Genomic DNA, 13,291 nt, shown 5'->3' on the forward strand with positions numbered 1-13,291 from the left:
TTGGCGGGGGAAGTCCGACTGCGCGCGCCACCTGGGGGGATGTCTGCTCGCTCACGCGCCGGATCTCTTTGGTCTGATGAAAGCGAGGTGCCTGTATGAAACCTGCTAGGTTTTGATTATTTTTGGGGTCGTTTGCTGCCCCGTGTCCCGTTCTCATCCGATGCACTAGGGATGCCATGGGAATTGATGGGCGTCTACATATTTTTTGGAAATATGCCCAATATTTTGTTTTGCACAGGCTGTGTGAACAACATCTAGTATAACTTTTTGAGCGAAAAATGGCTTAACTTGAGCTTCCTTAGGCCTCAAACACAATATCTTGTTAACGAATTGCGGGCTGCACAAATTCCCACAGTTTCCCACTAAAATTTGCTCACATAGTTATCCACAGGGCGTGTTCGTTGCCTGTTCTGCGGAAACTGTATGGAGGCTTCGGAATGCAGGTCAACTCCCCTGCCCGCGAATCGGCAGAACCCGCCAATAGCGCAAGGCGTGCCCATAATTTCCCAGACTTCCCATGCATTCCCACGACTTTTCCCATGACGTCCCAGCCGCCCATGCTTTCCCAGCCCTACGCCTCCCTTAACTGACTGCATCTTGCCCTTTCGGCCCACCCACGCCATGTAATGCCGCAAAATGAGGGAGTTCATCATGATCCAAGCCACGGCTCTATTCACCCACGCCCTGAACATGCTGTTTCACGCGCCGTCCACCACGCTGCGGGTGATCCTGCCCGCGGTGCTTTGGGTGATGGGCGCTGCCGCCGTGGCGGGTGTGCTGGCCGGAGATGCGCTTGGGGCGATGGATCAGGTGATCGACAACGCCACACCGCCGCCCACGGATCAACTCTTGATCCTGATCGCCTGCGGTGTGGCCGGCATCCTTGGCTATGCGCTGATGGCCATCCTCTGGCACCGCTACGTATTGCTTGGCCATGGTGGGGGCGACCTGCGCCCCGGCGCGCGTCTGTTCGGGGCCTATGTCTGGCGCGCCATCGTTCTGGGCTTCGTCCAGTTTCTTGCGGCACTTCCCATTGGCCTCGCCATGTTGCTCTTGGGCGGGCTGACCGGGTCGAGCCCCGCGGCGCTGCTCTTGATCGGCCTTGTGGCGGGCGTGGCCTTCCTATGGCTGGCGCTGCGGCTCAGCCTGGTATTGCCAGCCGCCGCCTTGGGGCACGTTATGTCAGTGCGCGAAAGCTGGCGCGCGACGGAACCGCTGGCAGGCACGCTCTGGGCGCTGGCCGTATTGCTGGCGGTGGTGAACACGTTGTTAGGCGTGATCGCAAGCATGCTGCCGCCCGCCGACCCCGGCCTGCGGCTGATGCTGGATTCAGCGATCTACCTTATAGAGGGGCTGGTTTTCGTCTCGATGCTGACGACACTCTATGGTCATCTGGTCGAAGGGCGCGAACTGGGGTAACCGCCCGCGCCCCAAGTTTCAGGCCATACCGCCGTCGATCAGACCCCGCGCAAGACGCGCATAGGCGTCGGCCATCGGCCCTTCGCCTGCAGCGATCGGCGTGCCGATATCCCCCGCCAGACGGGTGTCGAGATCAATCGGCAGGCTGCCCAGCAGCGGCACCCCCATCTTGTCGGCCTCTGCCGCCACACCGCCATGGCCAAAGATCTTATGCTGAGAACCGCAATCGGGGCAGACGAATGTCGACATATTCTCGATCAGGCCCAGCACGGGGGTCTTCAGCGTCGCGAACATGTCCAGCGCCTTGCGCGCGTCGATCAGGGCCACATCCTGCGGTGTGCTGACCACGATCGCGCCCGACAACTCGGACTTGGTGCAGAGCGTCAGCTGCACGTCACCCGTACCGGGCGGCAGATCGACAAGCAGCACGTCAAGCTCGCCCCATTCCACCTGCCCCAGCATCTGCTGCAACGCGCCCATCAGCATCGGCCCGCGCCAGACCACGGCCTTGCCCTCTTCCAACATGAAACCAATCGACATCATGGTCACGCCATGGGCCTGCAGCGGAATGATCGTTTTGCCGTCGGGGCTGGCAGGGCGTTTATTCACCCCCATCATGCGCGGCTGGCTGGGACCGTATATATCTGCGTCAAGCAGACCCACCTTGCGCCCCGCCCGCGCCAGCGCCACCGCGAGGTTGGAACTGACGGTTGATTTCCCGACCCCACCCTTGCCCGAGCCGATGGCAAGGATGCGCTTCACGCCACTGGGCTTCATCGGCCCCTCTTGCGGTTTGGGGTGCCCACCAATCTTGAGACTGGGCGCTTTCGGGGCGGGGCCATGGGCGGTCAGGGCAACCGATACATCACCTACCCCGGGCAAATCGCGCACCACCTGCTCTGCGGCGTCACGCAGGGGGGCCATCTGCCGAGCGACATCGGCGTTGGGCGCTTCGATGACGAATCGCACTTTATCGCCTTCGACGACCAGCGCGCGGACCAGATCATGGGACAACAGGCTTTTCCCGTCGGGCAGTTGCACCCGCGCCAGCGCCGCTTCGACTTCTGCTTTGGTCACAGACATGCGCAAATTCTCCTCTATTACGGCTTCTGAAATGGCAGGTTCTGCGCCAAGCGCAAGGGGACGGCCATTTTTGCATAGGGATGAGGCGGAATGCCCAAGGATTACGCAGGGGTACCATGTTTTCGCCGCATAGCAGCATTGCAAAAAGAAATATTGTGCACTCGCAGCAATTAGCGCTAACTTAGGTTCATAGGCAGGGCCAAGCGCCCCGCTTTCGGAAAGACCAGACACATTCATCCTCCTCCCGAATGTGTCTGATTTGACCAAGACTTGGATGCATCCCTCCTCCTCCCGGATGCAGCTGAGTTTGGAAAGACCAGACGCCTCCATCCTCCTCCCGGATGTGTCTGTAATTGGCGGCGACATCTACCTCCTCCCAGATGTCGTCGCCCCCTTTTCCCACTCCACCCCCATATGACAGTTTTATGACGTTGCGCCGTTTCGCCGCAGGATCAAAACCGTTTTTAATCAATAAGTTGCGCAGATCCAAACCTATGCGATTTCTGCATAGCGGCATTGACTTTATGCCCGTTGTGCAAATGCAGAAAGAGCGTAAATAGCACGCAACGAGATGATTAACCGATGAAAAAAGAGGCGCCGAAATGGCTTACATGAACACAACAACCGCAAACACAACTTCCGTCTTCGCCCGTATCGGCGGCGCATTCGAAGCACTGGCAACCCGCTACAAACAGCACCGTCTGTACCGTGAAACTTTCGACGGTCTGAGCGCGTTGAGCAACCGCGAACTGGCCGACCTTGGCCTGAGCCGTTCCGAACTGCGCCGCGTCGCATGGGAATCTTCCCGCGGCTAAGCAGAGATAGAGATCGGACGTCAGAACCCCTCCCTGTTCTGCCGTCTGAAAGTCGGGGTGCGCGTCACCTTCCTCCTCCCTGAATGAGGCGGACCCCGCAAGGAGACCCGAAGCCGACCCTCCCTCGACGCTTCGGGCCGACATAGAAACGGCGGCACCTTCCTCCCAAGGTGTCGTCGTTTTTGTTTTTAAAGCCTTGTTTAGGCGGGCTTTTGACTGCCTCGCCTTAGCGGTACGATGGCGCGTCAGAACGGCACGTCGTTACCACCGGTCAGGAAACGCGACACGACCTTCTTGGTCCCGGCCTTTTCAAAAGCGACTTCCATCTTGTCGCCCTCCATACCGATTACCTCGCCATAGCCGAATTTATCGTGGAAAACGCGCTCGCCCATTTCAAAGGCAGCGACTGCCTGCATGTCGATCGTGACATTGCGGCTTTCGCGCGGCTGGCTGGTGCCCCGCGCCCCGCTGCGCGATTGCAGGCGTTTCCACCCCGGGGAGTTATAGACATTGGCGCTTGCCGCGCGGTCATGCAGGTCGGATTGCGGCATCGCGGCGCCGAAACCACCGCCGTAAAGCCCCGGCGGGGTCAGCACATCCACATGCTCTTCGGGCAGCTCATCAATAAAACGGGACGGCATCGCGTTTTGCCACTGACCAAAGACCCGGCGATTGGCAGCGAAAGAGATCGTGCAAATCTGCTCGGCTCGGGTGATGCCAACATAGGCCAGCCGTCGCTCTTCTTCGAGCCCTTTTAACCCGCTTTCATCCATCGAACGCTGCGAGGGGAACAATCCGTCCTCCCAACCCGGCAGGAAAACCATAGGGAATTCCAACCCCTTGGCCGCATGAAGCGTCATGATCGAGACCTTCTCGCCGTCGCCTTCCTGTTCATTGTCCATGATCAGGCTGACATGTTCGAGGAAGCCTTGCAGGTTTTCGAACCCTTCCAGCGCTTTCACAAGCTCTTTGAGGTTCTCCAACCGCCCCGGCGCTTCGGGCGTTTTGTCATTCTGCCACATGCCGGTATAGCCGCTTTCGTCGAGAATCATTTCAGCCAGTTCAACATGAGAGACCTCGGGCGGGCCGTAATCGACCCGCAGCGGCGCCGCGCCATCATCAAGCACCGCGTCGTCTTCGCTGATCTCGATCCGGGGGCCTCGCAGCATTGCCGCCCAACGGTCGATCCCGTCGATCAACAGCCGCAGTTGTGCTGCCCCTTTGCCGCTGATCCCCCCGTGTGCCAAGAGGATTCGCGCCCCTTCGACAAGGTTCACCCCATGTTCGCGCCCGGTGCGCTGGATTTTCTGCTGCGCCTTTTCACCCAAACCGCGTTTTGGCGTGTTCACGATCCGCTCAAAGGCCAGATCATCGTCGGGGCTGGTGACCACGCGGAAATAGGCCATGGCATCGCGGATTTCCAAACGCTCATAGAATCGGGGGCCACCGATCACCTTGTAAGGCAGGCCGATGGTCAGAAATCGGTCTTCAAAGGCGCGCATCTGGTGGCTTGCCCGAACCAGAATCGCCATGTCATCCAGCGAGAATGGGTCGAGCCCTCGTGTGCCACGTTGCGCGGATTCGATCTCATCCCCGATCCAGCGCGCCTCTTCCTCACCATCCCAATGGCCGATCAGACGTACCTTCTCGCCTTCGGTCTCTTCGGTCCAGAGGGTCTTGCCCAACCGCCCCTCATTGCCCGCGATCACGCCTGACGCGGCGGCCAAAATATGCGGGGTCGAGCGGTAATTCTGCTCGAGCTTCACCACATGGGCGCCGGGGAAATCCGTCTCGAACCGCAGAATATTGCCCACCTCGGCCCCGCGCCAGCCATAGATCGACTGGTCGTCGTCACCGACGCAACAAATATTCTTGTGCCCCTGCGCCAGCAGCCGCAGCCAAAGATATTGGGCCACGTTGGTATCCTGATATTCGTCGACGAGGATGTATTTGAACCAGCGCTGATACTGGGCCAGCACATCCGGGTGTGCCTGAAAAATCGTCACCATATGCAGCAGCAGATCACCGAAGTCGGTGGCGTTCAGCTCAACCAGACGGCGTTGATATTGCGCGTATATTTCGGGCCCACGGTGGTTATAGGCCCCGGCATCCGCGCTTGGGATCTTATCGGGGGTCAGGGCGCGGTTCTTCCAGCCGTCGATGATCCCCGCCAGCATCCGCGCGGGCCAGCGTTTGTCGTCGATCCCCTCTGCGGCGACCAGTTGTTTGAGCAGGCGCAGCTGGTCATCCGTATCGAGGATCGTGAAATTGCTTTTCAGCCCCACCAATTCCGCATGGCGCCGCAGCAGCTTGACGCAGATCGCGTGGAACGTGCCCAGCCACGGCATCCCCTCCACTTGCTGGCCTAGCATCTGACCCACGCGGTTCTTCATCTCCCGCGCGGCTTTGTTGGTGAAGGTGACCGCCAACACCTCATGCGGCCGCGCGCGCCCGGTGTTGAGCAGATGCACGATTCGCGCCGTCAGCGCCCGCGTCTTACCGGTGCCCGCCCCGGCAAGCATCAACACAGGGCCATCCAATGTCTCCACCGCAGCACGCTGGGCGGGGTTCAACCCCTCCAGATAAGGCTGCGGGCGCGCAGCCATGGCGCGGGCGGACAGGGAAGCGCCCTCAAAGGCGTCCATTTCGTCAAAATCACTCATGCCCACAATCTAGCGCGTCCGCGATACGAGATAAAGAGACGTTCCACAAATGTTCTTTCGAAAGACTACTAGGCGCCATGGGGCGGGGGCGCAATGACAGGGAATTTCAAATGCAGGGCAAATCTTTACCCGTTGATAATGCTTTGGCGGCAATGTGATGGCACAACGACAAACGAGAGGAACCGCTCATGTTCAGAAACGATGATACTTCGGTACTGCGCCGAGAGATTGACCGGTTCAAGCTGCCGATGTTCATTGCGGAATTGAACGCCGACAGCGGGCACTTCGAACTTCTTGCCCTCAACACCGCCCATGAGGCGCACAGCGGCATGGTGATGGATGAGGTGATAAACCGCCCCCTGCACAGTTTAATGCCCTATGAAGAGGCTGAGGCGGTGAATGAACGCTATGCGCGCTGCGTCTCAAACGCGGGTCAAATCCGCTACCGTGAGATGCTGCATATGCCGCGTGGGCCGCTGATCTGGGACACCACGCTGCATCATGTCCAGTCCTACCGCGGTCTTGATCGGGTTGTGGGCAGCGCTATTGTGGTGGAACGGGTGCAACGGGATAACCGCGACACCCTCGCTTTTGAAGATGTGCGCTATTTCGCGGCGACCTCTTCGTTCAAACTCGAACAAATTTCCACGGTGCTGGATGCCGCTGAAAAAGGGCTGATCGACCCGGCGAAACTCACCGGATCGGCGGGGATGCTGGCCGGGCTTTGCCGCGCCATCGACAGCACAATGCAAGAGCTCCGCTCGATCGCGCAGGAACGTCTGGATGCCGAGGCGACCCCGACCGTGCATTTGATCGATATGGATGGGGGGACCAACGGCGACAGCGACGAAATCGAAGCGGCCATCGCAGCACTTGTGGATATGGCCGACAACCTACCCACCGCGCCGAACCGTAAGATCAGCGAAGCAGCACCGCTTGCCCGGTCAACTTTCCGCCAGTAACCCGGCGGGCGGAAAACAGCGCTGCACGCGGAGCGCCCTTACGCCGACGGCGGGGCGCCGGCTCGATCTCCGCGCTTCCTCTCTATCTGGACAATCCGTAACCCTTTGGCGCAAATGCCGCCATGGACCTACATGCAACCTATCCCGCCCTTTCGGACCTTCGCAGTCGCGCGCAATCGCGCCTGCCTAAATTCGTTTGGGAATACCTTGATTCCGCAACCGGGACGGAGGCCACCAAACACCGCAACCGCGCGGCCTTGGACCGTGTCGGGCTTATGCCATCGGTGTTGCACGGTGAATTCACACCTGATCTCAGCGTTGAGCTGATGGGCCAAAAGCTGCCCCTGCCCTTCGGCATGTCCCCCTTGGGCATGTCCGGCCTGATCTGGCCCGATGCCGAAGCTCACCTTGCCCGTGCGGCGGATCGGGCGGGCATTCCCTTTGGCCTTTCCACCGTTGCCGCCACAAGCCCCGAAGATATTGCACCCCATCTGGGCGCGCATGGTTGGTTCCAACTCTACCCCCCGCGGGACCCCGAGATTCGCACCGACATGCTGGCCCGCGCCAAGGCCGCGGGTTTTACCACACTCGTCCTTACCGTCGATGTTCCGGTTGCCTCGCGCCGTGAGCGGCAGACCCGATCTGGCTTGACCAGCCCGCCCAAGCTTACCCCCCGCCTGATGGCACAGGTGGCGATGCGGCCCGCTTGGGCCATGGGCATGGCGCGGCGTGGTCTGCCCCATATGAAGATGCTCGACAAATATACCGAAGGTACGGCCAGCGCGAACCTGCCGCCAACCGCCCATGTCGGCTATCTGCTGCGCACCGCGCCCGATTGGGACTATCTGCACTGGCTGCGCGCCCATTGGGATGGCCCGCTGGTGATCAAAGGTGTCTTGCGCCCAGAAGATGCGACCGCCCTAGAGAAAGCCGGCGCGGATGCGATCTGGGTCTCGAACCACGCGGGCCGTCAGTTCGACGCAGCCCCGGCCAGCGCCGAGGCGCTGCCCGCCATTCGCGCGGCCACGAAATTGCCGGTGATCTTCGACAGCGGCGTGGAATCGGGTCTCGACATTCTGCGCGCCTTCGCGCTCGGCGCGGATTTCGTCATGCTTGGCCGGGCTTTCCACTTTGCCCTCGCGGCGCTTGGACCGCGCGGGGTTGATCACCTGATCGATCTGCTCGCGCGCGATCTTACTGCCAATATGGGGCAGTTGGGCGCAGGCAACCTGCGCGACCTGCCCGCCCCCTTCGATCTCTCGCCGCTCTGATCGGAAAGCTTGCAGAAATGTGACAAAGACTGCCACAGCCCTCTTGCGCTGCACCGCAGCATCCCTAAGCTGCCTTCAAAACCAGCAGGGGAGACCAGCCAGTGACCGATTTCAAAAAGATCCTGATCGCCAACCGCGGTGAAATCGCAATCCGCATCATGCGCGCCGCCAATGAGATGGGCAAGAAAACGGTCGCGGTCTACGCCGAAGAAGACAAACTTGGGCTGCATCGGTTCAAAGCGGATGAGGCCTACCGCATTGGCGAGGGCCTCGGCCCCGTCGCCGCCTACCTTAGCATCGACGAGATGATCCGCGTGGCCAAGGCCGCCGGCGCTGACGCGATCCACCCCGGCTACGGTCTGCTTTCAGAGAACCCCGAGTTCGTCGATGCCTGCGAGCAGAACGGCATCACCTTCATCGGCCCCCGCGCCGAAACCATGCGCGCTTTGGGCGACAAAGCCTCCGCCCGCCGCGTTGCCATGGAAGCCGGCGTGCCGGTCATTCCTGCGACCGAAGTGCTGGGTGACGACATGGACGCAATCCGCGCCGAGGCGAAGGAAGTCGGCTATCCGCTGATGCTCAAAGCCTCATGGGGCGGCGGTGGTCGTGGCATGCGCCCGATCATGTCGGAAAAGGAACTCGAGGAAAAAGTCCGCGAAGGCCGTCGCGAGGCCGAAGCCGCCTTTGGCAATGGCGAGGGCTATCTGGAGAAGATGATCCTGCGCGCGCGCCATGTCGAAGTGCAAATTCTCGGTGACAAACAGGGGGATATCTACCACCTCTATGAGCGCGACTGCTCTGTCCAGCGCCGCAACCAAAAGGTCGTTGAGCGCGCCCCCGCGCCATACCTTTCCGAGGACCAACGCGCCGAGATCTGCGAGCTTGGCCGCAAAATCTGTGCCCATGTGAACTATGAATGCGCGGGCACCGTCGAATTCCTGATGGATCTGGACGACGGTAAATTCTACTTCATCGAAGTGAACCCGCGCGTGCAGGTCGAACATACCGTCACCGAAGAGGTCACCGGCATCGACATCGTCCGCGCGCAAATCCTCATCGCCGAGGGCAAACCACTGGCCGAAGCCACCGGCAAGGCGCGCCAGGAAGACATCTCTCTCACCGGTCACGCGCTGCAGACCCGCGTCACGACTGAGGACCCGCAGAACAACTTCATCCCCGACTATGGCCGCATCACCGCCTACCGTTCGGCCACCGGCATGGGCATCCGTCTGGATGGCGGCACCGCCTATGCGGGCGGGGTGATCACGCGCTACTACGACAGTCTGCTGACCAAGGTCACGGCCAAGGCGCCCACGCCAGAGATGGCGATTGCGCGGATGGACCGCGCCTTGCGCGAATTCCGCGTGCGCGGCGTGTCGACCAACATCGCCTTTGTCGAAAACCTGCTGAAGCACCCGACGTTTTTGAACAACGAATACACCACCAAGTTCATCGACGAGACGCCGGAGCTTTTTAACTTCAAGCAGCGCCGCGACCGCGCCACCAAGGTGCTGACCTATATCGCCGACATCACCGTCAACGGCCATCCCGAGACCAAGGGCCACGCCCTGCCTGCTGCTCATGTTCGCGATCCCAAACCGCCCGTGCTGCGTGGCGAGCCGCAGATGGGCACGCGCAACCTGTTGGAGCAAAAGGGCCCACAGGCCGTGGCCGATTGGATGGGGCAACAACGTCAGTTGCTGATCACCGACACCACCATGCGTGACGCGCATCAGTCGCTTCTGGCGACCCGGATGCGCAGCCTCGACATGATCAAGGTGGCCCCCACCTATGCCGCCAATCTGCCCCAGCTTTTCTCTGTCGAATGCTGGGGCGGCGCGACCTTTGATGTGGCCTACCGCTTTTTGCAGGAATGCCCGTGGCAGCGCCTGCGGGATCTGCGCGCGGCCCTGCCCAATGTGATGACCCAAATGCTGCTGCGCGCCTCCAACGGCGTGGGCTATACCAACTACCCCGACAACGTTGTGCAGAAATTCGTCGCGACAGCGGCGAATACCGGCGTCGATGTCTTCCGCGTTTTCGACAGTCTGAACTGGGTTGAGAACATGCGCGTGGCGATGGATGCGGTGGTCTCCTCCGGCAAGGTCTGCGAAGGCACGATCTGCTACACCGGCGACATTTTCGATCCGGATCGCGCGAAATACGACCTTCAGTATTACGTCAACATGGGCAAGGATTTGAAAGCCGCCGGCGCGCATGTGCTGGGGCTGAAAGACATGGCCGGTCTGCTGAAACCCGCCCAAGCCCGCGCGTTGGTCAAAGCGCTGAAATCCGAGGTTGGTCTGCCGATCCACTTCCACACCCATGACACCGCAGGCAGCGCCACCGCCACGATCCTCGCGGCCTCTGAGGCGGGGGTAGACGCTGTCGATTGCGCGATGGATGCGCTTTCTGGCAACACCTCGCAGGCGACGCTCGGCACCGTGGTTTCGGCTCTTCAACACACAGACCGCGACACCGGAATCGACATGAAGGCCGTGCGCGAAATCTCTGATTACTGGGAAGAAGTCCGCGGTCATTACGCGGCATTCGAAACCGGCATGCAGGCGCCCTCCTCCGAGGTCTATTTGCATGAGATGCCCGGCGGTCAGTTCACCAACCTCAAGGCGCAGGCCGCCTCCATGGGGTTGGAGGACCGCTGGCCCGAGGTGGCGCGGACCTACGCGGATGTGAACCAGATGTTCGGCGATATCGTCAAAGTCACGCCCTCGTCCAAGGTTGTGGGCGACATGGCGTTGATGATGGTTTCCCAAGGGCTGACCCGCGCGCAGGTCGAAGATCCGAACGTCGATGTGTCCTTCCCCGACAGCGTGATCGACATGATGCGCGGCAATCTGGGCCAGCCGCCCAACGGTTTTCCGGCAGGCATCGTCCAGAAAGTGCTGAAAGGTGAGACGCCGAACACCGAACGCCCCGGCAAACATCTGGAGCCCGTCGATCTTGAGGCCCTGCGCAAGGAACTGTCCGAGCAATTGGACGGCATGCAGATCGATGATGAGGATCTCTGCGGCTACCTTATGTATCCTAAGGTTTTCCTCGACTACATGGGCCGCCACCGCGTCTATGGTCCGGTCCGCACCCTGCCCACGCATACGTTCTTCTATGGCATGGAGCCGGGCGCTGAGATCTCGGCCGAGATCGACCCCGGCAAGACGTTGGAGATCCGCCTGCAGGCCGAATCCGAGGCCGGTGAAGATGGCGAAGTGAAGGTCTTCTTTGAGTTGAACGGCCAGCCGCGGGTGATCCGTGTGGCGAACCGTCTGGTCAAGGACGCCACCGTGCAGCGGCCCAAGGCCGAGGCCGGCAACGCCAATCACATCGGTGCGCCGATGCCAGGGGTCGTGGCCTCGGTCGGGGTCAAGGAGGGGCAGCAGGTCAAGGCGGGCGACCTGATTTTGACCATCGAGGCGATGAAGATGGAAACGGGCCTGCATGCAGAGCGTGATGCGGTGGTAAAGGCCGTGCATGTTCAAGCAGGCGGCCAGATCGACGCCAAGGACCTGCTTGTCGAACTAGAGTAAACCACCTGCGGGCGCGGCCTTCTCCGCGCCCGCCACCTGGAGCGAAACGATGCATCTCTCTGCGATAACCTTGATCGTTCCTGACTATGACGCGGGAATCGATTTTTACTGTAGCGTCATGGGGTTCGACCTGACCGAAGACGTTGATCAGGGCCGCAAACGCTGGGTTCGGGTCACCCCGCCCGGCGCGCAGACGGGGTTCATTCTGGCCCGAGCCGATGACGACCAGCAAAAGGCCGCGATTGGCAAACAGGGCGCGGGGCGCGTTTGGCTGTTCTTGAAAGTAGATGATTTCACGGCGGAATTCGACCGTCTGACCGCTGCTGGCGTCATATTTGAAGAAGAACCACGGCATGAGCCCTATGGCAAAGTTGCCGTCTTCCGCGATCCTTTCGGCAACCGCTGGGATCTGCTGGGCGACTGACCGCGTCCCCGCGCCGCATTGCCATCGCCCGCCGCGCAGCTATCTTGGCGGTCGAGTGAGCCTGAGCGATCCCATGCCCTACGAATGGACAACCCCGCCCCGCGCAAATCCGCAGCAGATGCGCCTTTGGCCGCATCAATCCCTGCCCGCGCGCGGCTTTGCGGCTTTCATGCTGGCGACTTTCACGCTGGCGATGATCCCGCTTTTCGCCATGCTCGGCACCGCCCTGCTCTGGGGCCTGCTGCCCTTCGTACTCTTGGCCTTGGGCGCGGTTTACTGGGCCTTGCAGCACAATCACCGCACCCGGCAAATCGAAGAGGTACTGACCCTCGACGACACCACGGCGCGGCTGGTGCATACCACAGCCAAGGGCGAGGTGAAGGATTGGAACTGCAACCGTTATTGGACCCGGGTGAAGAAATACGACGATGACGGCCCGGTGCCACATTACGTCACCCTGCGCGGCGAGGGCCGCGAGGTAGAGATCGGGGCCTTTCTCAGCGAAGAGGAGCGCATCGCGCTGTACGATGATCTGTCACGTCACCTGCACACCTAAAAAGGGCCGGACCCGACGGCCCAGCCCTTCATCTCAAACCCTAACCGCGGCTCAGCTCAGGCGGTCTTTGATGACCGGCCCCACCGCGCCAAAATCCATCTGGCCAGTATAGCGCTCTTTCAGCAGCCCCATGACCTTGCCCATGTCGCGGATTGAGGTCGCGCCGACATCGGCCACGGCCTTATCCACCGCGGCAGAGGTTTCGGTGACGCTCAGCTGCCGTGGCAGGAACTCTTCGATCACCTCGACTTCTTCGCGCTCCCGCTCCGCAAGGTCCAGACGCCCGCCCTCTTCATAGGCGCGCGCCGATTCCTGACGCTGCTTGGCCATCTTGCTGAGAATGCCCAGCACCTCGGCATCCGACACGCCCTCATCCGTGCCGTTGGCCCGGGCGGCGATGTCCTTGTCCTTGATCGCGGCATTGATAAGCCGCAGCGTCGAAAGCCGGTCCGCCGCCTTGTCTTTCATGGCCTGTTTCAAAGCATCCGAGATGCGCATCCGCAATGACATGGTGGTTTCCTGTGTTTCGCTAAATCCAAGTGTCGCAGCTTACCTG

At 60.9% G+C, this 13,291-nt stretch carries 10 protein-coding genes; 7 read left to right on the forward strand and 3 right to left on the reverse strand.

What is annotated here, in order from left to right:
- The first annotated feature begins 651 nt into the window (after window positions 1-651).
- Window positions 652-1,419, forward strand: a complete 768-nt coding sequence (locus B5M07_RS11380) for a hypothetical protein (protein ID WP_120351388.1) — start codon at window positions 652-654, stop codon at window positions 1,417-1,419.
- Between the two features lie 18 nt (window positions 1,420-1,437).
- On the opposite strand, the gene B5M07_RS11385 is transcribed toward B5M07_RS11380, so the two are convergent.
- Window positions 1,438-2,502, reverse strand: coding sequence for an Mrp/NBP35 family ATP-binding protein (locus tag B5M07_RS11385; RefSeq protein ID WP_120351389.1), 1,065 nt, complete (start codon window positions 2,500-2,502; stop codon window positions 1,438-1,440).
- A gap of 602 nt (window positions 2,503-3,104) precedes the next feature.
- Here B5M07_RS11385 and B5M07_RS11390 point away from each other — a divergent pair.
- Window positions 3,105-3,317, forward strand: a complete 213-nt coding sequence (locus B5M07_RS11390; RefSeq protein WP_067262642.1) for a DUF1127 domain-containing protein — start codon at window positions 3,105-3,107, stop codon at window positions 3,315-3,317.
- A 245-nt stretch (window positions 3,318-3,562) separates the two neighbouring features.
- Here B5M07_RS11390 and B5M07_RS11395 read toward each other — a convergent pair whose 3' ends face one another.
- Window positions 3,563-5,980: an ATP-dependent helicase gene (locus B5M07_RS11395; RefSeq protein WP_120351390.1), complete on the reverse strand. Its 2,418-nt coding sequence runs from the start codon at window positions 5,978-5,980 to the stop codon at window positions 3,563-3,565.
- A 188-nt stretch (window positions 5,981-6,168) separates the two neighbouring features.
- Here B5M07_RS11395 and B5M07_RS11400 point away from each other — a divergent pair, with 188 nt between their 5' ends.
- The 5 genes from B5M07_RS11400 to B5M07_RS11420 all read left to right on the forward strand — a co-directional run bounded on the left by B5M07_RS11400 (window position 6,169) and on the right by B5M07_RS11420 (window position 12,735).
- The gene (locus B5M07_RS11400) at window positions 6,169-6,942 is read left to right on the forward strand and encodes a hypothetical protein (RefSeq protein WP_120351391.1); all 774 of its coding nucleotides are present in this window, start codon (window positions 6,169-6,171) and stop codon (window positions 6,940-6,942) included.
- Window positions 6,943-7,064: 122 nt separating this feature from the next.
- The gene (locus B5M07_RS11405) at window positions 7,065-8,213 is read left to right on the forward strand and encodes an alpha-hydroxy acid oxidase (RefSeq protein ID WP_120351392.1); all 1,149 of its coding nucleotides are present in this window, start codon (window positions 7,065-7,067) and stop codon (window positions 8,211-8,213) included.
- Between the two features lie 101 nt (window positions 8,214-8,314).
- A complete protein-coding gene (locus B5M07_RS11410; protein WP_120351393.1) occupies window positions 8,315-11,755 on the forward strand; it encodes a pyruvate carboxylase in 3,441 nt (1,146 codons plus the stop codon).
- A 49-nt stretch (window positions 11,756-11,804) separates the two neighbouring features.
- Window positions 11,805-12,179: a VOC family protein gene (locus tag B5M07_RS11415; protein ID WP_120351394.1), complete on the forward strand. Its 375-nt coding sequence runs from the start codon at window positions 11,805-11,807 to the stop codon at window positions 12,177-12,179.
- Window positions 12,180-12,252: 73 nt separating this feature from the next.
- Window positions 12,253-12,735, forward strand: coding sequence for a DUF2244 domain-containing protein (locus tag B5M07_RS11420; protein WP_120351395.1), 483 nt, complete (start codon window positions 12,253-12,255; stop codon window positions 12,733-12,735).
- 51 nt (window positions 12,736-12,786) lie between these two features.
- Here B5M07_RS11420 and B5M07_RS11425 read toward each other — a convergent pair whose 3' ends face one another.
- Entirely contained in the window at window positions 12,787-13,245 is a 459-nt protein-coding gene (locus B5M07_RS11425; RefSeq protein ID WP_067622724.1) for a GatB/YqeY domain-containing protein, read from the reverse strand.
- Window positions 13,246-13,291: the final 46 nt, after the last annotated feature.

It is taken from the genome of Sulfitobacter sp. D7, assembly GCF_003611275.1.
GTDB lineage: Bacteria > Pseudomonadota > Alphaproteobacteria > Rhodobacterales > Rhodobacteraceae > Sulfitobacter > Sulfitobacter profundi.